This window comes from Pseudomonas chlororaphis subsp. chlororaphis (assembly GCF_003945765.1).
In the GTDB taxonomy this organism is placed as follows: domain Bacteria; phylum Pseudomonadota; class Gammaproteobacteria; order Pseudomonadales; family Pseudomonadaceae; genus Aquipseudomonas; species Aquipseudomonas chlororaphis.
On the sequence record NZ_CP027712.1, the window covers coordinates 2,862,758 to 2,885,497 of the forward strand.

19 protein-coding genes and 1 pseudogene are annotated in these 22,740 nt (G+C 65.8%); 10 read left to right on the forward strand and 10 right to left on the reverse strand.

Going from position 1 to position 22,740, the window contains the following annotated elements; all coding sequences use genetic code 11:
* The first annotated feature begins 194 nt into the window (after positions 1-194).
* Positions 195-905 carry a methyltransferase family protein gene (locus tag C4K27_RS13235; RefSeq protein ID WP_238437512.1) on the forward strand — a complete coding sequence of 237 codons (711 nt, stop codon included), beginning with the start codon at positions 195-197 and terminating at the stop codon, positions 903-905.
* A gap of 54 nt (positions 906-959) precedes the next feature.
* On the opposite strand, the gene C4K27_RS13240 is transcribed toward C4K27_RS13235, so the two are convergent.
* The 7 genes from C4K27_RS13240 to C4K27_RS13265 all read right to left on the reverse strand — a co-directional run bounded on the left by C4K27_RS13240 (position 960) and on the right by C4K27_RS13265 (position 7,666).
* A complete protein-coding gene (locus C4K27_RS13240) occupies positions 960-1,295 on the reverse strand; it encodes a hypothetical protein (RefSeq protein ID WP_007931271.1) in 336 nt (111 codons plus the stop codon).
* A gap of 58 nt (positions 1,296-1,353) precedes the next feature.
* Positions 1,354-3,429, reverse strand: a complete 2,076-nt coding sequence (locus tag C4K27_RS13245; RefSeq protein WP_053260794.1) for a hypothetical protein — start codon at positions 3,427-3,429, stop codon at positions 1,354-1,356.
* Positions 3,422-4,189: a copper chaperone gene (locus tag C4K27_RS13250; RefSeq protein ID WP_053260795.1), complete on the reverse strand. Its 768-nt coding sequence runs from the start codon at positions 4,187-4,189 to the stop codon at positions 3,422-3,424. Before C4K27_RS13250 ends, C4K27_RS13245 begins: the two co-directional genes overlap by 8 nt.
* Before the next feature lie 10 nt (positions 4,190-4,199).
* Positions 4,200-5,684, reverse strand: a complete 1,485-nt coding sequence (locus tag C4K27_RS13255) for a tyrosinase family protein (protein WP_053260796.1) — start codon at positions 5,682-5,684, stop codon at positions 4,200-4,202.
* Between the two features lie 260 nt (positions 5,685-5,944).
* Positions 5,945-6,262: a DUF7693 family protein gene (locus C4K27_RS13260; protein ID WP_053260972.1), complete on the reverse strand. Its 318-nt coding sequence runs from the start codon at positions 6,260-6,262 to the stop codon at positions 5,945-5,947.
* 190 nt (positions 6,263-6,452) lie between these two features.
* A complete protein-coding gene (locus C4K27_RS31585; protein ID WP_016702627.1) occupies positions 6,453-6,587 on the reverse strand; it encodes a hypothetical protein in 135 nt (44 codons plus the stop codon).
* A gap of 140 nt (positions 6,588-6,727) precedes the next feature.
* Positions 6,728-7,666 carry an alpha/beta hydrolase gene (locus tag C4K27_RS13265; RefSeq protein WP_053260973.1) on the reverse strand — a complete coding sequence of 313 codons (939 nt, stop codon included), beginning with the start codon at positions 7,664-7,666 and terminating at the stop codon, positions 6,728-6,730.
* A gap of 628 nt (positions 7,667-8,294) precedes the next feature.
* Between C4K27_RS13265 and C4K27_RS13270 the strand changes: the two genes are divergently transcribed.
* A complete protein-coding gene (locus C4K27_RS13270) occupies positions 8,295-9,626 on the forward strand; it encodes an MFS transporter (RefSeq protein WP_053260797.1) in 1,332 nt (443 codons plus the stop codon).
* Here the strand turns inward: C4K27_RS13270 and C4K27_RS13275 are convergent.
* Positions 9,623-10,525, reverse strand: a complete 903-nt coding sequence (locus C4K27_RS13275) for a LysR family transcriptional regulator (protein ID WP_053260798.1) — start codon at positions 10,523-10,525, stop codon at positions 9,623-9,625. The two genes, C4K27_RS13270 and C4K27_RS13275, sit on opposite strands and share 4 nt — an antisense overlap.
* A 118-nt stretch (positions 10,526-10,643) precedes the next feature.
* On the opposite strand from C4K27_RS13275, the gene mdlC reads away from it, so the two are divergent.
* From mdlC to C4K27_RS13305, 6 genes are all read left to right on the forward strand, one after another.
* Entirely contained in the window at positions 10,644-12,230 is a 1,587-nt protein-coding gene (gene mdlC, locus C4K27_RS13280; RefSeq protein ID WP_053260799.1) for a benzoylformate decarboxylase, read from the forward strand.
* Between the two features lie 92 nt (positions 12,231-12,322).
* Positions 12,323-13,756 carry an MFS transporter gene (locus C4K27_RS13285; protein ID WP_053260800.1) on the forward strand — a complete coding sequence of 478 codons (1,434 nt, stop codon included), beginning with the start codon at positions 12,323-12,325 and terminating at the stop codon, positions 13,754-13,756.
* Positions 13,757-13,765: 9 nt separating this feature from the next.
* A complete protein-coding gene (locus C4K27_RS13290; protein ID WP_053260801.1) occupies positions 13,766-14,704 on the forward strand; it encodes a ketopantoate reductase family protein in 939 nt (312 codons plus the stop codon).
* A gap of 75 nt (positions 14,705-14,779) precedes the next feature.
* Positions 14,780-16,255, forward strand: coding sequence for an aldehyde dehydrogenase family protein (locus C4K27_RS13295; protein ID WP_053260802.1), 1,476 nt, complete (start codon positions 14,780-14,782; stop codon positions 16,253-16,255).
* 131 nt (positions 16,256-16,386) lie between these two features.
* Positions 16,387-17,640 (forward strand): OprD family porin, encoded by a 1,254-nt coding sequence (locus C4K27_RS13300; RefSeq protein ID WP_053260803.1) that lies wholly within the window; start codon positions 16,387-16,389, stop codon positions 17,638-17,640.
* Between the two features lie 663 nt (positions 17,641-18,303).
* Positions 18,304-19,017, forward strand: a complete 714-nt coding sequence (locus C4K27_RS13305) for a GntR family transcriptional regulator (protein ID WP_007932043.1) — start codon at positions 18,304-18,306, stop codon at positions 19,015-19,017.
* A gap of 6 nt (positions 19,018-19,023) precedes the next feature.
* On the opposite strand, the gene C4K27_RS13310 is transcribed toward C4K27_RS13305, so the two are convergent.
* Complete coding sequence (locus C4K27_RS13310) at positions 19,024-19,974, reverse strand: PDR/VanB family oxidoreductase (protein WP_053260804.1); 951 nt, start codon at positions 19,972-19,974, stop codon at positions 19,024-19,026.
* Between the two features lie 120 nt (positions 19,975-20,094).
* Entirely contained in the window at positions 20,095-21,156 is a 1,062-nt protein-coding gene (locus tag C4K27_RS13315) for a Rieske 2Fe-2S domain-containing protein (protein ID WP_053260805.1), read from the reverse strand.
* Positions 21,157-21,402: 246 nt separating this feature from the next.
* Between C4K27_RS13315 and C4K27_RS13320 the strand changes: the two are divergent.
* Both C4K27_RS13320 and C4K27_RS13325 read left to right on the forward strand, forming a co-directional pair.
* A pseudogene (locus tag C4K27_RS13320) lies at positions 21,403-21,504 on the forward strand (tautomerase family protein); the annotation flags it as partial.
* Between the two features lie 105 nt (positions 21,505-21,609).
* Complete coding sequence (locus C4K27_RS13325) at positions 21,610-22,704, forward strand: alpha/beta hydrolase (protein WP_053260806.1); 1,095 nt, start codon at positions 21,610-21,612, stop codon at positions 22,702-22,704.
* The last annotated feature ends 36 nt before the right edge of the window (positions 22,705-22,740 follow it).

Sequence of the window (22,740 nt, forward strand, 5' to 3'; positions counted from 1 at the left end):
GGTTATTCGAATATACGGATGTGAAAGCGAGTTGCCAAGCTGCCGATAGGGTTGAGCGACCGAGCGCAGCTGTGCGTCTCGGCGCCGGGTTGGGCAGGGGGGCTGCGCCTGTGTTCTATGCTTCGGGCTTGGCTGCATCCAATGCCGATCTCTTGAAGCGCGATACCGTCGCCTCTCGCCATAGGGAGAAACGTATGCAAAACCCTTCCACACCTCGGGATCCGGACCCGATGTCGCTCCGCACGGCCATCGCCTGTGGGATCGGCCTGCCGCTGGCGCTGCTGGGATTGATTTTCCTGCCGGCCGGCACGCTCGCCTGGTGGCCCGGCTGGATCTTCCTCGCCGTCATGACCCTGGGCTTTGGCGTTTCGGCCCTGGTGCTCGCCCGGGTCAATCCGGTGATCTACCGCGCGCGCAGCCGGGTCCAGGTGGGTACCCAAAGCTGGGACAAAAAGCTGCTGGCGATCATCTTGCCGGCGATGGCGGCGGTGCTGCCGGTCGCCGCACTCGATGCCGGGCGGCTGCATGGCTCGGCTGTGCCGGCCTGGGTGGTGCTGGCGGGGTATCTCGCGGTGCTGGCGGGCATCGCGGTGACCGGCTGGGCGCAGGCGGTGAACCCATTCTTCGAGCCGGGCGTGCGCATCCAGTCCGAGCGGCACCAGCGGGTCATCGATAGCGGGCCCTACCGTTTCGTGCGGCATCCCGGATATCTCGCCGCGCTGGGCCTGTTCTTCGGCATGGCGCTGGCGCTGGGGTCGTTCTGGGCGCTGGTTCCCGCGGCGCTGGCTGCGGCGCTGCTGGTCCTGCGCACGTTATGGGAGGACCAGCTGTTGCAGGCCGAGTTGCCCGGTTATGCCGACTATTGCCAGCGGGTGCGCTGGCGCTTGGTTCCCGGCCTCTGGTGAGCCTCGGGAGCGATTACGCCCGGACGAAATGGCGCTGGTGCAAAAGCCGCTTTGCTACAGCAACTGGTCGATCAGCACCGCGTTGCTGTAGATCAGGCTGCCATCGCTGGCTCGGTGCCCCACCAGATGGAACTGGCCGCGACCGTGCTGCAAATAGACGCGCATCCGGCAGTCGGACAGGGGGCTGTACCCCTCGGGCATGATCAGCTCCATGGTGTCCATGTCGACGTCGACCATGGCCTCCTGTTCATGGGTTTTCTGCAGGCGTTCCTCGGCTTCTTCCAGGCGCAGGTGCAGGGGACCATCGACGTAGAAATGGATCTCTCCCAGCGGCGTGGATTTTTGCCCATCGCTGGCCTTGCACCAGCCTTCGATTGTCAGGGCGCTCATGACGAGACCTCCATTGTGAATAGCGGGGCTTTGTGGTGCGGCCCCATTCTCAATGCCATCACTGTTCAGACCGTTGCGAGGGTCGGTTCGTTTCCTTGGCGGGTACCTGGCGGGCTACCGCGGGTCGCGTCAGGTCTTCCCGGGCCGATGATCGCAGGTGCCAGGCTTTTGCCAGCTTGCGCGCCACCTTGCCCGGCAGCACCGTGGATCCGCTGTGCCGCACCAATCTGGCATGCTCGGCCAGCCCTTCGACCAGTGCGGCCCATTCCGGCCGCGGGTCGTTGACATAGTCCCAGCCCAGCCCCAGCCAGGGGCAACGCCCGCCGATCCAGGCCTGCACGGCGGGTGTCGCGCGCCGGACATAATCAGGGGCCTTGGCCGCCTTGGGTCGCAGCGCGCGCGCCTTGACGGCCGGTATCTGCAAGCGTGGGGTGCCGTCTGCCTCCTGGGTCACCCGCATCGCCCCGAGCAAGGCAATGTCGAAAGGCACCGGCTGGCCCTGGGCGGCATAAAAATACGCCAGGCGCCGGATGCTGTCGTAGTCGGCAACGGCGCGGTACAGGTAGGCGCAGATCACACCCAGCATGGGGTCGGCATGCTTTTTATGGCACACGCCAGCGGCGAACTGGTCGATGTCTTCGGCCTGTAGCCGGCCAGCGGCGAAATCGTCGATCGCGCCGAGCATCGCCAGGTATCTGTCGGGGGCCTTGGGCATGCCATAGGCCTGGAAAATATCGCCGAGGGGGCTGGGCATCACCACGGTGTACTGACCCGCATAAGGCACCACCGGGGTGAAGGTGCCATCGGCCAGCGCCACCAGGACCGGCATCCCCTGGGGATCGCTGGTGGCGCGGAACGTTTCGAACAGTGAGGTGCTGTCCAGTCGCTCGATCGGAGCCCGGGACAGGAGCTTCGCGCCCTCGCCGTAGACGATCAGGTTGGCCTCGCCGGGGTCGCCGATCTGCTTCATTCGGCGGCGAACCTCGGTGGCCGCGGACTTGCGCATATCGGCGGCGGCATCCGCTTCCAGGCGCTGGACCAGCGCCTTGACCTTCTGTTTCTTCTCGGGAAAACGCGGGCTCTGCTGGCGGAGCACCACCAGATCCTGCAGCAGCTCCTTGCTGGAGTCGGGAATGCTGATCATCTGGTCGGCGGGAACCGCCAGGTCATGCTGCTTGAGCCCGAAATCGGCGCCGAGCATACGCTCGCGAAAGGCCGCGTCGCTGTGTACCCGCTCCAGATTGTGCTCGGCGGAATCCGTCGGGCCGGCGGCCGGGCCCATGGTGGCGGCGTTGCCCGCGGCCGGCCAGGGCTGCAACCCGGCGGGGCCCGGCAACGGCTGGGCGGTGTTGTAGAGCACGGCCGGTTCCGGATCGACCAGGCATTGCGGGTTGAGCTTGAGGCGATACTCTTTCGCCCGCTCGGTGGTGCGCGAGCGCACGCACATGCCGAGGGTCGCGGTGGTGATCAGGCCATTGCTGATGGCGGTCGGCTCGATGCCCCACAGCGCATCGGCGATCACCCCGGAGAACACGCATTTGCCCGGAGCGCCGGACATCGGTTCGGACACCATGTAACCCAGTTGCCCGTCCTGGCAGGCGGCCAGGCGGTCGAACCTGGGGTTTTCCACTTGCGTGCCTTGCACGACGATTCCGCGCACCGGATCCAGTCGCGTCAGGTCAAGATTCTTCGGCGCCTCGCGGCAGGCATCGGTGATCAGGGTGATGCGCTGCACGCCGTGCAGCAGCAACTCGGTGTAGAACGAGTCGGCCAGGACGCGGTACTTCTGGCGCAGCGAGTCGCTGAACAGCCAGGAGATCGAGCCGATATTCGCGTCGGTCAGGCCGTGGCCGCAAAACGCCAGGATCAATTGCTCGACCACTTCGGCGCCCGAGGGAAACAGCTCATCCACCGCTTGTTGCACCCGTTCGCGGGTGACCGGATTGCCCTGGCCGTCTATGGGGCCGTCGTCGACGATCCTGACGTTGTCGGCGCCGAAGCCCGAGCGCAGCGCCCAGTCGCCGATCGAACGGGCGGCGAGCACGGCGCCGTCCAGGTAGGCGAAGCGCAGTGTCTGGTTTGGCAACGGCGTCAGCGTGCTCACGCCGATCGCCAGGCAGGTCCGTCTAGTCATGGGAGTGCGCCACCTTGCGCGTAGTCAGGAGCCAGAGATCGAGCCGGGGGAGCATCACCGGCCAGTGCCAGCGCGGCCGATCGCCCGGTGCCAGGCGTTCGACCAGCATGATGGCCCCGGCCACCAGCATCAGCGGAATGTGCCAGGCCCCGCCCAGCAGCGGCACCAGCATCCAGGCCCAGCATGAGGCGATACACCAGGCCCCATGGCTTGCGCCGAAGACCAGGCAATCGCGGTCGGCGGCCCAGCCGAAGAGGCCGATCCGGCGCGTGCGGTGGCCGCGGTTGAGCGCCGCGCGTTGCCAGGGGCTGGCACTCCACAACAGGGCAACCAGCAGCGCCGTGGCCAGCGCCGCGTCGGCGACACTCAGTTGCAGCAACAAGGCGAGCACCATCAGCAGCGGACCGGCGGCCAGCCATAAGGCGCTGTAGCCGAGCAGGAAACCGAGCGCCGCGCGAATGCGCCGGCGCGGCAGGCTGGAACGCCAGACATGCATGAGTGGCATCGCCAGCAGCGGCGGCATCATCGCCAGCAGCATCAGGGCCCAGTCGGCCAGCATGCGCTGCGCCGGGTTCAGGGCCAGCTCGGCCTCCAGCACGGCGGGCCAACTGGCAACGATGGACAGCGCGGAACCGCAGAAGGCGGGCAGGGTGCTGTGCCCGGCGGTGTAGAGACACAGGGCCAGGCCCAGCCCGGCCGTCGCGAACAGCAACGGCCAGGGCGCCCGGGTGAAGCTGAGCAAGACCGGTCCGGGTTGCATGGGGCGTTACTCAGCTGACGATACCACTGCGCTTGAGCACGCTGATCCGCTCCACGGTCACCGGTTTATCCGCCGATACCTGCTCGCCTGGGACCAGGGTCACCCGCAGATAGTCGGGATCGAAATCGCCGGCATCGGTCAGCCGCTGGGCCAGGTCGGTGATGTCGATCGTATAGCCGAGCCCGTGGCCGCCATGGCCACCGTCTGGCCGCGAGGCGACGTTCAGCCCGAACAGCGTCAGGCTGCCGGCATGGCACTCGGGATGCTGCTGCGGGTCGCTGTCTTTCGGCAGGTTGATGTACACCGCAAGCTGCGGCGAGGGCGCGGAGCCGCGCACCGATTCCAGCGCCAGGTAGAGCCGGGTCACCGGCTGGCCCAGGTCCGTCGCGCCCATCGCGGCGATGCCGGTGCTGGTGGCCTGGCGGTCGAGGTCGACCTGGGTGCGTACCGGCGCGCCGCCGACCGTGACCACCGAACGGTTGGCACCGATCGGTTCGATGTTCTGTTGTTCCGGCGCACCCATCTTGACCCGTGTCACGGCCTCTACTCCTGGTTTCACGCCCGTGCCGATGCTCAAGTCGGCATAGCGCGGATGCAATTTGCCATCTTTCAACGTGTCGCGGCCGGTGAATTTCATGCCAGGGTCACTGCCACCGACCGTCGGCATGATGAAACGGCGGTCGGCCGGACCGTCGAGCCAGCGCGGATCGCGGACCATGGTCTTGCCCGGGGTGTTCATCCAGGCCTCCCATAGCCGGTCGACGTTGCAATGGTGCAACCAGAAGATCGGGTCCAGGGCGGCGAGGTACGGGTCGGCCATGAAGCCTTCGCCCCCGCCGATCAGACGATGCACGGTGTTGTGCGGGTTGTTCTCCAGGTCGCCGGTCCAGCGGGCGAACTGGGCGAAATTGCCGGTGACCCCGCCGCCGAAGCCGATGCTGCCGTCATTGCCGACCTGGAAATCGTTCTCCTGCATTGCCGCCAGGCTGAAGGCATCGAGGGAGTTCGGCCGCAGCGTGGTAAAGCCCTGCCGGCGAGGGTATTTCTTCAGCGGGTTGGGGCTGCCGTCAGGCAGGGTGTCCGCCAGGAATGCCTCCGGGGCCCGCCGCGCATCCGGGTTTTTGCTATTGAGGTAGTTCCAGTACGGCAGCGCCCAGTCGTCACCCGTCAGTTCCTTGACCTTGGCCGCGACAATCGCCTCGAAGGCCGCCAGGTAACCGCGGTGCCAGGACAGGAAGTACCAGCTGCCGTGCTGGCACTGGCTGCCGTAGGTAAAGTTGGTCAGGTCCTTGGGCACCGGATCGGAATCGCCCAGGACATTCACCTCGACCCACAACTGCCGATCGAAGCCGTGGATGGCGCCGAGGAACTTCCAGCTGTTGCGGTTGGTGATCGGTAGTTTGTCCAGCTCGCGCATGGCCAGCGCGTAGTTGAGCAAGACCTTGTTGTCCCATCCGGAGCCGAGTGTTGCCACATCCTGTCGGATCGTGTTCATGAATGCACCTTCCTTGCAGCATCAGGCCAGGTGACGCGTATGGCGCCACACCCCTCGCAATCCTTTGCCGCTGGCGACTTCATGTTCACGGCGGAACTGCGCTCATGAGGCTCGCAGTGCCGGTGCGCGCCTCGTCGAAAATGAGTATAGAGGCCTGGCAAAAACGCCATGGCCGATTCCCATTATCCCGATGAACGACACGGGTTCCGGTGGCTTGGGCGGACGGACGGAGGGATTGGCCTGGGTGTAATGAAGGTGGATCACAACGCCTGCAGCAGGCGCTGCAACTGCTGGTGTTCCCAGATGCTCAGCAGTTTGACCGGGTCGGTGCCGTAGCGCTGCCAGGCGTCGAGCGTTTCGACCCGGCCATCCGGCGAGCGGCATTGCTCGCAGTGGCTCAGGGTCTGGCCATGGTTGACCAGGGTCAGGGTCCAGCCTTCGATGTCGAGCCGCACCTGCCAGCTATCGTCCGCCGCCAATACGCGCTGGCTCGATGGGCCCAGGGTGCGGGTGCCGAGGGCCAGTTCTCTGAGCACCTGGCAGATTTCGCGGGCGGTGAGGGTGGGGGTGGCTGGCATGGGACGGTCTCGGGTATGGGCGGCGGCTATTTTGCCATTGTTGCGGGCCGGCATCAGGCGGAATGACTGATGCCCTGGGCTGAAAAAAATGCCCGTATCGCGCGATACGGGCATTTTCCATGGGCCTCCACCTGATCCAGGCGGGGCCGGCCGGGAGGCCATCAGCGGTATTCAGGGGCGGGGGCAAGGCTTACTTGGCGGACTTTCGCACACTGGACGAGCGCCAGGCCTTTTCTTCCCCGGGATGCTGCACGGTCAGGTAGGCCCTCACGCCCAGTCCCGCCAGACAAAAGACCATGCCTGCGATGAATTGAAATGTAGTCATGACATGCCTCCAAAACAATCAACAGGAGACCATCTCATTTAAGCGCTGCCTGGGCCAGCCGGAGTTGTTACAGGTTGTCTAAGGACGAGCTCATCCGGCTGATGCAGGAGGGCGTAACGGCAACGGTGCCGGTTCGTGGTTCAACTGGTCGGCACGCGGGCCGGTTCCGCGGTGGCGACCTTCGCCGGCCGGGCATGCAACAAGGTGTTCAGGGCCTGGCGGTAGCGCTCGCCGGCCAGGCGCATGCTGTTGTTGTGGGTGGCTCCGGGAACCAGCAGCAGTTGCTTGGGCTGTCGCGCGGCGTCGAACAATTGCTGGCTGAAGCGCGCCGGCACGTAGCGGTCGTCCAGGCCGTGGACGATCAGCAGCGGCATGCCGATATGGGCGATCTTGTCGAGGGAGTCGAACTTCTGGGACAGCAGCCAGCGCACCGGCAGCGAGGTATTGCCCAGCTCGGCGGCGATAGCGGCCAGGGAGGTGAACGAGGATTCGACGATCAAGCCGCGGGCTGGAATCGGCGCGCCGTCGCTGGCCGCCTGTTGCCCCAGTTGCGCGGCCAGTTCCACCGCCACCGCGCCGCCCAGGGAATGGCCGTAGATCAGGCGTTTGCCGGCGTCGGGTTGCAGCCTTTGCAATTGCTCCCAGGCGATCCGCGCGTCCTCATAGACGCTGGTTTCCGACGGTGGCTCACCCAGGCTCTGGCCGAAGCCGCGATAGTCGATGGCCAGCACCGAGAACCCCAGGGCGTGCAGTTGCTCGATGCGGAACAGCTGCCCGGTGAGGTTCCAGCGCACCCCATGCAGATAAAGGACGGCCGGCGCATCGGCCCGCTGGGCAGGCCACCACCAGGCATGAATGTTCTGCTCGGGCTTGAGGCTGTCGCCCTTGAACTGCAGTTCGCGTACTCCGGCCGGCAGGCCGCGATACCAACTGGCATTGCCCGGCTCGACGCGAAACACCAGTTCGCGTTCCTTGTGTTCCAGCACCTGGCAGCCCACCGGCAGGCCTATCAACAGGGCAGCCATGCCAAGCAGCGACCACCAGCGAGGTCGCCAGCGCGAGAGGAATAAGGAGGACATGGGCTGTGGCACCGCGTACGGATAAAAACCGCGTTTTAGCAGATGTCCCACCGGCGCAGTAATCATTTCGCCAATCCGTGGCCGGGGATGCTTTACAAAATGTGGCGGCTGACCCCGGGGCAGGGCGTTGGAAGATAAGGTCACAGCCCTTGAGGCGGATTGTCAGTCCATTGATGAGAAGCTGAGCATCTGCCTTCAGGGTTTTGATTTATTGGATCCATTGTTTCTGGGTCCTGTAGCCATTCACGGCCACAGGATCCTCAACAGCCTGCGCCTTATGAGTCTGGTCGATAATCGCCCGCAAATATCAGTCAATTGGTGTTTGATTAAGTCATTGATTTTCGTCTTTTAAATAAAAATACCTGAGCATTTCTCCAGGTATTTCAGCCAATTTTCCATGGATTCTCTAGATTTCACCTCTTGTTAATGGATCCATTGGATGGTTGATTAGCCACCTGGCGATGGCGGGCCCCTCCCGACCGTCCCCCGATAAAAACTACAAGAAGGGTCTCGTCATGAATGGCTTATCAAGGGCGCGGAACTGCCCGGGTTCCGTCCGCCGTCTGTCTGTGTGCACGCCGCTGTTTTCCCTCTCGCTGTCGCCGGCAGGCGGCGTGGAGGTGCGTTCATGACGCTCGACCTGAAGAGCCGCGTGGACAGCGGCCCGATGAGCACCTTCCAATGCCTGGCCATCGGCATCTGCATGGTCTTGAACATGATCGACGGTTTCGATGTGCTGGTGATGGCCTTCACTGCGGCCTCGGTCTCGGCCGAGTGGGGGCTGAACGGTGCGCAGGTCGGCCTGCTGCTCAGCGCCGGGCTGTTCGGCATGGCGGCGGGCTCGCTGTTTATCGCGCCCTGGGCCGACCGGTTTGGCAGGCGGCCATTGATCCTGTTCTGCCTGGCGCTGTCCGGGCTCGGCATGCTGCTCTCGGCCCTGAGCCAGACTCCCCTGCAACTGGCGCTGCTGCGCGGCCTGACGGGCCTCGGTATCGGCGGCATCCTGGCCAGCAGCAACGTGATCGCCAGCGAGTATTCGAGCAAGCGCTGGCGCGGCCTGGCGGTCAGCCTGCAATCCACCGGTTATGCCCTGGGCGCCACCCTGGGCGGGCTGCTTGCGGTGTGGTTGCTGGGCCATTGGGGCTGGCGCTCGGTGTTCCTGTTCGGCGGCGCGGTGACTTGGCTGGTGATTCCCCTGGTGCTGCTGTGGCTGCCCGAATCCCTGGACTTCCTGCTTGCCCGCCGCCCGGCCAATGCCCTGGTGCGGGTCAATCGCCTGGCCGGGCGCCTGGAGCAACCTGAGCTTGAACAGTTACCGCCAGAGGTGCCCAGGCAAGCCGGCGCGCCCAGCTGTTTCGGCCAGTTGCTGGCGCCGGCCATGCGCCGCACCACCTTGCTGATCTGGCTGCTGTTTTTCCTGGTGATGTTCGGCTTCTACTTCGTCATGAGCTGGACCCCGAAACTGCTGGTGGCCGCCGGGCTGTCGGCGCAGCAGGGGATCACCGGCGGGGTGCTGCTCAGCGTCGGCGGGATCTTCGGCGCGGCGCTGATCGGCGGCCTGGCCTCGCGCTGGCCGCTGGGCCGGGTGCTGGCGCTATTCATGCTGATCACCGCCGGCCTGCTGGTGCTGTTTGTCGGCTCGGCCTCGTCGATCGCCGCGGCGCTCGGCCTGGGGCTGCTGATCGGTCTGTTTGCCAACGGTTGCGTGGCCGGCCTCTACGCGCTGTCGCCGGTGGTCTACGACGCCTCGGTGCGTGCCACGGGCGTCGGCTGGGGCATCGGCATCGGCCGCATCGGCGCGATTCTCTCGCCGACCGTGGCCGGCTTCCTGCTGGATGGCGGCTGGCAGCCGCTGCATCTGTACGGGGTGTTTGCCAGCGTGTTCGTGATCGCCGCCGGCTGCCTGTTGCTGCTCAAGCCGGCCCGGGCCCAGGCGCAGCCGGCGATGGCCAGCGCCTAGCCCTGGCCCTGGCCGCTGATGATGGCGTCGGCGACGGTGTCGCAGAACCAGCGCAGGGCGGCGGAGCTGTCGCTGTTGGGGTGCCAGTTCAGGGACACGGCGAACTCGGCCACCGGGAACGGCAGTTCGAGCATCTTCAGCTCGCCCTCGTGGATGAACAGCCGGGCGATCTGCGCCGGCAGCACCGCCAGCAGGTCGGTGCCGGGAATGATTTTCGGCAGCACCGAGAAGTGCGGCACATGCAGGCTGATGCGCCGTTCCACGTGCATGTTTTTCAGTACGTCTTCGACATTGCCGTGGCCGCTGGTGCGGGTCACGGCGACGTGCCGTTCGGCGAGGAACTGTTCGAGGCTCAACTGCTGGTCGATGCGCGGATGGCCGGTGCTCAGCAGGCACACATAACGCTCGTGCATCAGCACCCGGCTGCGCACGCCGGGGACCGGCTGGCGGCAGATCGCGGCATCGACCTTGCCGCTGGCCAGCCATTCGCCGACCTGGTCCACCTGCAGCGGCAGGACCTCGACTTCGGCCAGCGGCGCGTCCTGGTTCAGGCGCGCCAGGATCAGCGGCAGGAAGCCGATTTCGCCGAGGTCGGAGAGGGCGATGCGAAAGCGCCGCTCGGTGCTCGCCGGGTCGAACTGGCGGCAGCTCTGCACGGCGCTTTCGATGCGGGTCAGGGATTCGCGCAAGGGGCCGTACAGCTGCTCGGCGACAAAGGTCGGCTGGATGCCGTCGCGGGTGCGGCTGAACAGGGCGTCGTCGAACAGCTCGCGCAGGCGCGCCAGGCCATAGCTGACCGAGGGCTGGGTGACGAACAGACGCTCGGCCGCCAGGGTCACGCTGCGGGCTTCGTAAAGGGTGACGAAGGTGCGGATCAGGTTCAGATCGATGTGACTCATACCGCCTCTGCTGCTGTTATGGACATAGATAGGTTTTATTTTTGATAGAGATAGTATCGATTTGATCAATTTCTTAGCGGCTGCAAGAGTAACCCGAAACCTAACAACAAGGGTCCTTATGAAAACCGTTCACTCTGCGTCCTACGAGATTCTTCGCGAGCAAGGCCTGACCACCATCTTCGGCAACCCTGGCTCCAACGAGCTGCCGTTTCTCAAGGGTTTTCCCGAGGACTTCCGCTACATCCTCGGCCTGCACGAAGGCGCGGTGGTCGGCATGGCCGACGGTTATGCCCTGGCCACCGGCAAGCCGACCTTCGTCAACCTGCATGCCGCCGCCGGCACCGGCAACGGCATGGGCGCGCTGACCAATGCCTGGTACTCCCACAGCCCGCTGGTGATCACCGCCGGCCAGCAGGTGCGCGCGATGGTCGGCGTGGAAGCGATGCTGGCCAATGTCGATGCGGCGCAGCTGCCCAAGCCCCTGGTCAAGTGGAGCCACGAGCCGGCCTCGGCCCAGGACGTGCCGCGCACCCTGAGCCAGGCGATCCATATGGCCAGCCTGGCGCCACGCGGGCCGGTGTATGTGTCGATTCCCTATGACGACTGGGCCTGCGCGGCGCCGGCCGGGGTCGAGCATCTGGCGCGGCGCCAGGTGGCCAGCGCCGGCCTGCCCTCGGTGGCGCAACTGCAAGGGCTGGCCGAGCGCCTGGCGGCGGCACGTAGCCCGGTGCTGGTGCTCGGCCCGGATGTCGACGGCAGTGGCAGCAACGGCCTGGCGGTGCAACTGGCGGAAAAACTGCGGATGCCGGCCTGGGTCGCGCCTTCCGCTTCGCGCTGCCCGTTCCCCACCCGCCACCCGTGTTTCCGTGGCGTGCTGCCGGCGGCCATCGCCGGGATCAGCCGCTGCCTGGCCGAGCACGATTTGATCCTGGTGGTGGGCGCCCCGGTGTTCCGCTACCACCAATACGCCCCGGGCGATTACCTGCCGGCGGACTGTGAGCTGGTGCACCTGACCTGCGACCCGGGCGAGGCGGCGCGGGCGCCCATGGGCGATGCGCTGGTGGGCGATATCGCCCTGACCCTCGAAGCCCTGGTCGAGGTGCTGCCGCAGAGCGAACGGCCGCTGCCGAGCGCCTTGCCGCTGCCGGCGCCGGTGCGCGAGGAAGGCGGCCTGCTGCGCCCGGAAACGGTGTTCGACCTGATCAACCAGCTGGCGCCGCGGGACGCGATCTACGTCAAGGAATCCACCTCCACGGTGAGCGCGTTCTGGCAGCGGGTGGAGATGAGTGAGCCCGGCAGCTACTTCTTTCCCGCCGCCGGCGGTCTGGGTTTCGGCTTGCCGGCCGCGGTTGGCGTGCAACTGGCGACTCCCGGGCGGCGGGTGGTGGCGATCATCGGCGACGGCTCGGCCAACTACGGCATCACCGCGCTGTGGACCGCCGCCCAGTACGGCATCCCGGTGGTGTTCATCATCCTCAAGAACGGCACCTACGGCGCGCTGCGCTGGTTCGCCGATGTGCTGCAGGTCAGCGATGCGCCGGGGCTGGACGTTCCCGGCCTGGACTTCTGCGCCATCGGCCAGGGTTATGGCGTGCATTCGGTGCATGCCGCGACCCGCGCCGAGTTTGCCGCCGCCTTCAGCGCGGCCCTGGCCGGCAATCGCCCGGTACTGATCGAGGTGCCGACCCTGACCATCGAGCCCTGATTCTCAAAGTCCGGGCTCCCGGCGCCGGGCTGAAGATCCGGCAATGCCAAGCGTACCTTGTGCGTACACCACAACAATAAAAAGAGGTGGCTATGAACACGACTTCGGTCAGTGAAGTGATGGAGGCTGGGCCCCAGCGGTCGAGCCCGGTTTCCGGCAGTGCCGACATCGGCACCTTGCTCGACGACGGGCCCTATACCGGGATGCAGAAGATCGTGGTGTTGCTGGCCGCGCTGTCGATCGTGATGGACGGTTTCGACGGCCAGCTCATCGGGTTTGCCATACCGCTGATGATCAAGGAATGGGGGATCACCCGCGAGGCCTTCGCCCCCGCGGTGGCCGCCGGGCTGATCGGCATGGGCATCGGCAGCGCTTGCGCGGGCCTGTTCGCCGACCGTTTCGGCCGGCGCATGGCGGTCATCGCCAGCGTGATCCTGTTCGGCACCGCGACCTGCGCCATCGGCCTGGCGCCGGATGCGTTGACCGTGGCGGCGTTGCGCTTTATCGCCGGGCTCGGCATCGGTGGCGCGCTGCCCAGCGCCACCACCATGACCGCCGAGTTCACCCCGGCGCGCCGGCGTACCCTGGCGGTCACCGCGACCATCGTCTGTGTGCCCCTGGGCGGGATGCTGGCGGGATTGTTCGCCTCCCACGTACTGCCGCTGTACGGCTGGCGCACGCTGTTCTTTATCGGCGGCAGCCTGCCCATCGTGCTGGGCCTGTTGCTGTTGGCGACGCTGCCGGAGTCGCCGCGTTTCCTGGCGCGCCGGCCGCAGCGTTGGGGCGAGTTGACTGCGCTGCTGGGACGCATGGGCCGACCGATGCCCGAAGGCGTGCGCTACACCGATGCGCTGGAGCAGAAGAGCGAGCAGCAGGGCGGCTTCCGTGCCTTGTTCGCCCCCGGCTACGGGCGCGACACCGTGGCGGTCTGGGTGGCGTTCTTCATGTGCCTGACCGCGGTCTACAGCGCCTTCAGCTGGCTGCCGACCATGCTCTTGTCCGAAGGCTTGTCGCTGGCGCTGGCCGGTTCCGGCCTCACCGCCTACAACCTGGGCGGGGTGATCGGCGCGCTGCTCTGCGCGGTCGCCATGACGCGCTGGGGCTCGTTCTGGCCGCTGCTGATCTGCTGCGCGGGCGGCGCGGCCAGTGCCTTCGCCATGCAGGTCGTGGACGTCAACCAGAACACCAGCCTGCTGATCTTCGGCTTTGGCGTGCATGGCCTGTTCGTCAACGCCGTGCAGTCCACCCTCTATGCGCTGTGCGCCTTTATCTATCCCACCGCGGTGCGCGCCACCGGCACCGCATCGGCCCTGGCGTTCGGGCGCATGGGCGCGATCCTCAGCGCCTTCGTCGGCGCCACGGTGATCACCCAGGGCGGCGCCCACGGTTACCTGACGCTGCTGGGGACGGTGATGGTGCTGGCGCTGATCGCCCTGGTGCTGGTGCGCCGACATATTCCCCGGCGGGCGCCTGGATTGACCCGGGCCCACAAAGAGAGCCTCGCCGATCAACCCTCACAGCCATAAGGAGGTTCGATGAACATCAGCATTCTCGGGGCGGGCGCCATGGGCTCGCTGTTCGGCGGCCTGCTGGCGGAAAGCGGGCAGAGCGTCACGCTGCTGGACATCAACGACACGCACCTGGAGGCGATCCGCCGCCAGGGCTTGCGCCTGGACACCGACGACGGCGACCGGTGCATTGGCGGCCTGAGCGCCTGCCGGCCGGAGCAGGTGACGGGCCAGCCCGACCTGTTGCTGGTCTTCACCAAGGCCCAGCACACCGACAGTGCGCTGCGCAGTATTGCCGGCCATATCGGCGAGCACACGCGGGTGCTGACCCTGCAGAACGGCTTGGGTAACGCCGAAGCGCTGTGCCGCCACGTCGCCCCGCAGCAGGTGATGATCGGCATGACCACCTGGCCCGCCGATATGGCCGGGCCGGCCCATGTCCGCTCCCATGGCCAGGGCGTGGTCCGGTTGCTGTCGCTGGAGGGCGTCGAGCGCCAGGCCAGCACCCAGGTTGCCGCGGTGCTGGAGGCGGCGGGGTTGCACTGCGCGGTGGACCCGCAGGTCTGGACCTCGATCTGGGAGAAGGTGGCGTTCAACGCGGCCTTGAACAGCCTGTGCGCTGTCACCGGCTGCACGGTGGGGCAACTGGAGGCCGTGCCGCAAGGCACGGCGCTGGCCCGGGCCATCGTGCTGGAGGTGCTCGGCGTCGCGCAGTCGGTGGGGGTGGCCACGGATGCGCGGCGCTGCCTGGACAGCGTGGCCTATGCCATCGCCCACCACCGGGCGCACAAACCGTCCATGTTGCAAGACGTGCTGGCCGGCCGGCCCACGGAAATCGGCGCGATCAATGGCGAGGTCCTGGCCAGGGCGCGCCAGGCCGGCATCGCCGTGCCGCACACCGAAACCCTGCTGGGGCTGCTGCGCTTGATCGAGGCGCGGGCAGCCACCGGAGGCAGTCATGCATAGCCACGTAAACCCGGTTCGGCGCCCTGAGTCGCGAGCCCCTCTTTCCTGTGAATCCTGTTCTCAAGGAGTTTTGTCATGAGTGAGTCCACAGCTGTCTACAGCGATCTGCACTTGCAACCCATCGCCGGGGAATGGCGCGCCGGCGCGGCCGGCAAAACCCTGGCGGTGAGCAACCCGTTCGACGGCGCGCTGCTGCTGGAAGTGGCCCAGGCCAACCGCGCCGACCTGGATGCCGCCTATGCCAAGGCCGCCGCGGTGCAGCCGCACTGGGCGGCGCTCGGGCCTTCGGCGCGGGCGGCGGTGCTGCATCAGGTGGTGGCGGTGTTCGACCGGCGCCGCGAGGAGATCGTCGACTGGATCATTCGCGAGTCCGGCAGCACCCGGCTCAAGGCGCAATTGGAATGGGGGGCGGCGCGGGCCATCGCCCTGGAGTCGGCATCGTTCCCGGCGCGGGTCCACGGCCGCATCGTCGAGTCCGATGTGCCGGGCAAGGAGAGCCGGGTCTACCGCAGCGCCCTGGGGGTGGTCGGGGTCATCAGCCCGTGGAACTTCCCGCTGCACCTGACCCAGCGCTCGATCGCCCCGGCGCTGGCCCTGGGCAACGCGGTGGTGGTCAAGCCGGCCAGCGATACGCCGGTCTGCGGCGGCCTGCTGCTGGCGAAGATCTTCGAGGAGGCCGGCCTGCCGGCGGGCGTGCTCAGCGTAGTGGTGGGGGCGGGCAGCGAGATTGGCGATGCCTTTGTCGAGCACCCGGTGCCCTCACTGATCACCTTCACCGGCTCCACCCCGGTCGGCCGCGGTATCGGCCGGATCGCCAGCGGTGGCGCGCACCTCAAGCACGTGGCCCTGGAGCTGGGCGGCAACAGCCCGTTCGTGGTCCTGGCCGACGCCGACCTCGAACAGGCGGTGAGCGCGGCGGTGTTCGGCAAGTTCCTGCACCAGGGGCAGATCTGCATGGCGGTCAACCGGATCATTGTCGACGACAGTCTCTACGACGCCTTCGCCGCGCGCTTCGTCGAGCGGGTCAAGGGGCTCAAGGTCGGCGATCCGCAATCGATCGAGACGGTGATCGGCCCGGTGATCAATGCGCGGCAGTTGCAAGGCCTGCGGGAGAAGATCGAGCTGGCCCGCCGCGAAGGCGCCGAGCCGCTCTACGAGGGCGGGGCCCAGGGCAATCTGCTGGCGCCCCATGTCTACGGCGAAGTCACAGTCGACATGGACCTGGCGCGTAACGAAATCTTCGGCCCGCTGGTGGGGCTGCTGCGGGCGCGGGACGAGGCCCACGCCCTGGAACTGGCCAACGCCAGCGAATTCGGCCTGTCCAGCGCGGTGTTCAGCCGCAACCTGGAGCGCGGGGTGAACTTCGCCCGGCGGATTCGCGCGGGCATGACCCATATCAACGACATCCCGGTGAACGACGAGGCCAACGCGCCCTTCGGTGGGGAAAAGAACTCGGGGCTCGGGCGCTTCAACGGCGACTGGGCGATCGACGAGTTCACCCGCGATCACTGGATCAGCGTGCAGCACTCGGCGCGTCGTTATCCCTTCTGATGCCTTGAGCTGAGGATATCGCCCGGTCTTTCCCAAAAGAGAGACCGGGCATTTTTGCAGCCGATAAAAGGCGGGCCTGGAGTGGCCTGTCGGGGAACGGCTGCGCCTATGCAAAGCGGAGAACAATAATAATGAACACCCCTCACTGCATCCTCGCGCGCTCGCTGGCCGCGGCTTCACTGGCACTGGGCACGGGCCTGCCGGCCTGGGCCGAAGACGGCGGTTTTTTCGAAGATGCCAAGACCGATTTGGTGCTGCGCAACTATTACTTCAATCGGGATTTTCGCGACCCGGGTGCGGCCAAGAGCAAGGTCGAGGAATGGGCCCAGGGTTTTATCCTCAAGTTCAATTCCGGCTACACCCCGGGCATCGTCGGGTTCGGCCTGGACGGCATTGCCATGTTCGGCGTCAAGCTCGACAGCGGGCGCGGCACCAGTGGTTCCGAGCTGCTGCCGGTGCATGATGACGGGCGCGCGGCGGACAACTACGGCCGCGCCGGCGTGGCGGCGAAAATGCGCATTTCCGCCACTGAATTGAAGGTTGGCGAGTTGCTGCCGGACATTCCGCTGTTGCGCTACGACGATGGCCGGCTGCTGCCGCAGACCTTCCGTGGGGTGATGCTCGATTCGCGGGAAATCGCCGGGCTGGGGTTGCAGGCCGGGCAGTACCGTTCGGTGAGCCTGCGCAACTCCTCGGACATGCAGGACCTCTCGGCCTGGGCCGCGCCCGGGGTCACGTCCGATGGCTTCACCTATGCCGGCGCCGAGTACCGTTTCAACCAGCAGCGCACCTTGATCGGCGCCTGGCATGCGCAGCTGGAAGACATCTACCAGCAGAGCTACTTCAACCTGCTGCACAAGCAGCCGGTGGGCGACTGGGTGCTGGGGGCGAACCTCGGGTATTTCATCGACAAGGATGACGGCCAGGCGCGCATCGGCGAGATCCGGAGCCGCACCGCCTATGCCTTGCTCTCGGCCTCTACCGCTGGCCATACCCTGTACCTGGGTTTGCAGAAGGTCAGTGGCGACAGCCCGTGGATATCGGTGTACGGCAGCAGCGGCCGGACCCTGGGCAACGATATGTTCAACGGTAACTTCAGCAACGCCGACGAGCGTTCCTGGCAGCTGCGTTATGACTACAACTTCGCCGCCATGGGCGTGCCGGGGTTGTTGGCCATGGTGCGCTATGGGCATGGCGAGAATGCCACGACCAAGGCCGGGAGCAATGGCAAGGAGTGGGAGCGGGATACGGAGGTGGGGTATACCTTTCAGAGTGGCAGCCTGAAGAACCTTAGTGTGCGGGTGAATAACGCCACTAACCGGCGCAGTTTCAACAGTGACTTTGATCAGACTCGGGTGATTGTGAGTTATCCGTTGTCGTTTTGAGTTTTGCGGCGTTGTCGCGGGCGGGAGCGGTCGGTTAACGCTCGAATTGCCCGCGATGGCGGTAGTGGTTTCGCTGGTGATGTTGGGCGGGGTACATATCCGTTTCTGCGGCCACGGCTGCTTATGGTTTCGCCCTTACGGCGAGTCCCTTTTTACAAACGCCTAAAAAGGAACCAAAAACGCTTCGCCCCACCACTCGGTGCCTCGCCTAGGCTCGGCATGCCCGAACGAAGGCATTGATCCGTGGGCCGCCGCCACAGGCCATCCATGGCCTGTGGCGGCTAACCCGGCATCCCTGCCGGGTTACCCACGGCTCAATGCCTTCGTTCGGCCATCGCGGTTAACGGGGCGTTCAGATCAAAAGCAAAAGCAAGACGGCGGCCTGCCGGCCGGCCTGGGGTGGGTGTGTTTCCTGTAGCCGCTGCCGAGCCTGCGAGGCTGCGATCGACCCCGAAGGGGGCGCACGGTCTTGAGATCGCTGAAGGCCTGCGGCCTTATCGCAGCCTGCGGCAGCGGCTACAGGGGAGGTGTGTCTTCCGTAGGAGCGAGGTTTGCCCGCGATCAGGCCTGTGAGGTCGCCACCGTCGGCACGCCGCTATCCGCATGCCGCCGGCGCAAGGCTTGCGGTACTATGGCCGCCCACGTTTTCTGGAAGTTGCCTGGATGAGTAAGCCCGGTCAATTGGTGCTGGTCGCGTTGCGCAAGATGATCGCCTCGGGCGAGTTGGCGGCGGGAGAGCGGCTGATGGAGATTCCGACCGCGGAGTTGTTCGGGGTGTCGCGGATGCCGGTGCGCATGGCGTTCCGTACCCTGGAGCAGGAAGGCTTGCTGGTGCGGTTTGGCGGGCGGGGGTTCCAGGTGCGTTCGGTGAGTGCCGAGGACATCGCCGGCGCGGTCGAGGTGCGGGGGGTGCTCGAAGGGCTGGCGGCGCGCCAGACCGCCGAGCGCGGCTTGTCGGAGGCGGCGCGGGCGGCCCTGGAGTTGTGCCTGGCCCAGGGCGACCAATTGTTTGCCAAGGGTTATGTGACCGAGGACGACCTGGAGGTCTATCACGACCTCAACATGCGTTTTCACCAGGTGATTGTCGAAGGCAGCCACAACCCGGCGATCGCCGATGCCCTGGCGCGCAACGATCATCTGCCGTTCGCCTCGGTGACCGCGCTGGCGGTGGATCGCCAGGACATGGCCCGCGAATACCGACGCTTCAACTACGCCCATATGCAGCACCATTCGGTGTTCGATGCCCTGGTCAATCGCCAGGGCGCGCGGGCTGAGGCGATCATGCGCGAGCATGCCAACGCGACCTTGCGTTATGCCGAGATCTTCAGCAGCGCAGCGGCGGACGAGCGGATGAAGGTCATTCTCCGCCCCGCCTGAATCCCCTCAGATATCCAGCACCAGCAGCGGCGTTTTCGAGCGCGAGCAGCAGGGGGTGAACTGGTCGTTGCGCGCCTGTTCGTCCTCGGTGAGGAACAGGTCGCGGTGCTCCGGCACACCTTCCAGTACCCGGGTCAGGCAGGTGCCGCAAATCCCTTGTTCGCAGGACATGGCAATGTCGATGCCATGGCTTTCCAGGACCTGTACCACGCTCTGGTCCGCCGGCACTTCAAAGACCCGGCCGCTGCTGGCGACCTTGACCGAGAAACTGCCGTCGGCGCGGGTGTCGACGGGGGTGGCGGCGAAGTACTCGCGGTGCAGGCAGTCCTCCCGCCAGCCCGCGGCCTTGGCCGTGTCCAGCACGTGCTGCATAAAGCCGCCGGGGCCGCACACATAGACATGAACATCGTTGCGCGGCGCGGCCAGGACCTTGGCCGCGTCCAGCACCGTCTCGGGTTCCTGGTCGAAATGCAGGAACACCCGCTCGGCGAAGGATGAATCGCGCAGGCGTTGGACAAAGGCCGCGCGCTCGCTGGAGCGGGCGCAGTAATGCAGCTCGAAATCGGCGCCGCTGTGGGCCAGGCGTTCGGCCATGCACAGGATCGGGGTGATGCCGATGCCGCCGGCGAACAGCAGGCTGCGCCGGGCTTCATGGGCCAACGCAAACAGGTTGCGCGGCTCGCTGATGTGCAGCCGCGTGCCGGGGTGGATCTGCTCGTGCATGGCCAGCGAGCCGCCGCGGGAGGCCGGGTCCTTGAGCACGCCGATCAGGTAGCGATGGCGTTCTTCGGGGTGGTTGCACAGGGAGTATTGGCGGATCAAGCCGCCGGGCAGGTGCACATCGATATGCGCGCCGGCGCTGAAGCCCGGCAGCGGGCGGTCATCGGCACTGGCCAGCTCGTAGCTGCAGATGTCCTGGGCTTCGTCGTTACGGGATACCACCACCACATCGATCATTGTCGGTCCTCCGAGTGCTGCCGCCCAGGGCGGTCACTTCTGTTTCTTTTCTTGGGTAAAAGGCTGGGGAAAGGGCTGGGCGCGGCACCGGTGCACTGCCGGCGTAGCGCCGCGCAGGGCTCAGGCCGTGGCCGTGGCGATCAGTTGTGCTTCGCCGGCGCGTTCCTGGGCGATCAGGCGCTCCAGCACCCGCCGCGACTGCACGCCACCGGCGTCAATATTCAGCTTGAGCAGGTTGCGCGTGGGGTGGGCCAGCAGGTTCTGTTGCTGGCGTTCGAGCATCTCCAGGTCTTCGCTGAAAATCTTGCCCTGGCCCTCGCGAATGCTCGCGGTCAGCGCCTCGTCCCGTGGGTTGAAGTTGCGCGCCATGCCCCAGAAGTACCAGATCGAGGTGTCGCTCTGCGGGGTGATGAAATCCACCACTATGCTCGACGCCTTGAACTGCGCCGGCGCGTTGTAGCCGCCCTGGCCGGCGTGGGCCACGCCGACTTCGATCAGCACATGGCTGGGCGGGGTGAAGCGGCAGATCTGCCAGCGGTCCACCGGCACGTCGTCGGCCAGGCCGTTGCCGCGCAGGGCCATGCGCCAGAACGGCGGGGCCATGATGTTTTGCATATGCCGCGCGGTGACCACCTCGTCACCTTCGACCGTGGTGGTCGGCGGCGCCTCGTCGATTTCCTTCTGGCCGATGCTGGAGGCGTGGACGTAGGTTTCGTGGGTCAGGTCCATCAGGTTGTCGATCATCAGCCGGTAGTCGCACTGGATATGGAACAGCCCGCCACCGTAGGCCCACTTATCGCTGACCGCCCATTCCAGATGATGGATCAGCGCCGGATCGGCTAACGCCTGATCGCCGGGCCAGACCCAGATAAAGCCGTAGCGCTCGACCACGGCAAAGGTCTTGTTGCACGGGAAGCCGCGCACCCGTTGCCCGGGCATTGCCACGGTCTTGCCATCGCAGCCCATCACCAGCCCGTGATAACCGCACACCAGGTTGCCGCTTTCCACATACCCCAACGACAGCGGCGCGCCGCGATGGGGGCAGAAGTCCTCGACCGCCGCGACCCGGCCCTCCAGGCCACGGTAAAACACCATCTTCTCCCCGCAGATCTGTCGGCCCAGGGGCTTGTCGGCGATTTCATCGGGGGTGCAGGCAACGTACCAAGTGTTCTTGGGGTACATGGAGGGCTCTCCTGGGGAGTGATTGTTTTTATTTAATGGATCCATTAGAGGGGCTGCGGTGTTTTGGTGTCAACGATAAAGTCCAGGTTTGAGGTTGATTTATGGGCGATTATCGGACTGATAGCTGTTGTCTTCGTTTTTAATGGATCCATTGATAAGTGTTGTTAAACACCCCCCCAATGACAGAAAAAACGCCAGTGATGAAGGAGGTATGTCGACGTGCGTCGACCCGAGCTGGCGAGCGTGCGGTTGGGCCGGGCGCCAGGCATCGATGCCGAGGATGTGATGGTGGTGATTACCACCACTGAGGCTGAGGAATGGTCATTTGGCGGTGGGCGGGGCAATTAGTCTACCTATGCGTTTCTGGTATCAGTTCTATCCAATCCGTGCCATTTATCAATCAATGGCCGAGGGGTAAGTTGGGGGTCTGCGATTTCCAATCGAGAGCCCTCCATGACCCAGCACCTGATCCGCAAGTACATGCCCGCCGCCGCCAGGGCGGGCACCCTCTGTTTTGCCCTGTGCAGCGGCGCGGTTGTTGAGGCGAGCGAGCGCGGTCCGCTGGTGATCGAGGATCAGGGCAGCCTGATCGCGGGCGGTGGCGTGCACACTCAGCCGGGCACCTTCGATCCCTACAACCCGATGAATCCCAATGGCCAGACCTACCACGGCGACCATGTGTATGCCTTCTACCAGAAGCCGGTTAACGCGCGCCCGCTGCCGATTGTCATGTGGCACGGCGCGGGGCAGTCGGCGAAGTCCTGGGAGACCACGGCCGATGGGCGTGAAGGTTTCCAGAACATCTTCCTGCGTCGCGGTTTCTCCACCTACCTGATCGACCAGCCGCGCCGTGGCGATGCGGGGCGTAGCCTGGTCGAAGCGACGATCAAGCCAGTGGCGGACGAGCAGCTGTGGTTCAACCAGTTCCGCATCGGCCTGTGGCCCGAGACCTTCGCGGGCAGCCAGTTCCCGCCGGGGCGGGCGGCGCAGGAGCAGTTCTTCCGTTCGATGACTCCCAACACCGGCCCTTACGACATCGAGGTGGTGTCCGATGGTGTGTCGGCGCTGCTGGAGAAGACCGGTCCGGCCATTCTGTTCACCCATTCCCAGGGGGGCGGGCCGGGCTGGCTGACGGCGATCAAGAGCCGCAACGTGCGGGCCATCGTCGCGTTCGAGCCGGGCAGCAGCTTCGTGTTTCCCGAGGGCGAGGCGCCGGCGCCGATTCCCAGCGCGTTCGACACCGTCGCCGCGCAGGTCGTGAGCCAGGCGCAGTTCGAGGCGCTGACGCGCATTCCTATCCTGATCCTCTATGGCGACAACATCCCCGCCCAGCCGGTGCGTTTGCCGGCCCAGGACAGCTGGCGCGCCCGGCTCGAGATGGCGCGCCTGTGGCGCGACGCGGTGAACCGGCATGGCGGTGACGCCAGGCTGATCCACTTGCCGGAGATCGGGATCAAGGGCAACAGCCACTTCCCGTTCTCGGATCTCAACAATGTCGAGATCGCGGACCTGGTTTCGAGGTTTCTTGCAGAGAAGTCTCTGGATTGACTATGGGCACGGCGGCTGGCTGCCGTGTTCTTCAAA